Genomic DNA, 594 nt, shown 5'->3' on the forward strand with positions numbered 1-594 from the left:
GCCCCGTGCACTATCAAAAGCAAAGCCCATTTGGCCCTTTCTGGTCTGTGACTAGGTTTGAGGACATCATGTATGTTGATAAACATCACGAGCTGTTCTCTGCTGAGCCGATTATTTCGATAGGCCCCCAGCCTGAGGGGCTCGAGATTCAAACCTTCATCGCAATGGATCCGCCCAAGCATGATGTGCAGCGGCAGGCGGTACAGGGTGTTGTGGCACCAAAGAACTTACAGGAGATGGAGCAGCTGATCAGACAGAGAACGTGTGATGTGCTTGATCATCTTCCTGTCGGTCAAGAGTTTGACTGGGTTGATCGTGTCTCAATTGAATTGACCAGCCGCATGCTTGCAACCTTATTCGACTTTCCCTACGACAAACGACGAAAACTCGCTGAGTGGTCGGATGTGGCATCCGCCTCGCCAGAAACAACGGGCGGTTCGAGCAATACAACCGAGGGCTTCGAGACTGCTGCTGAGATGGCAAAAGCGCTTTCCCTGCTTTGGAGTGAGAAGGCAGCGAAGAAAGCGGCCGGCGAAACGCTGGGTTTTGATCTCATGAGCCTATTGCTGTCGAATGACGACACGAAAGACATGA

1 pseudogene is annotated in these 594 nt (G+C 52.0%); it reads left to right on the forward strand.

Features of this window, described 5'->3' with window-relative positions:
• Positions 1 to 68: 68 nt before the first annotated feature.
• Positions 69 to 594, forward strand: a pseudogene (locus A3750_RS25725) (cytochrome P450); the annotation flags it as partial.

It is taken from the genome of Oleiphilus sp. HI0079, assembly GCF_001635105.1.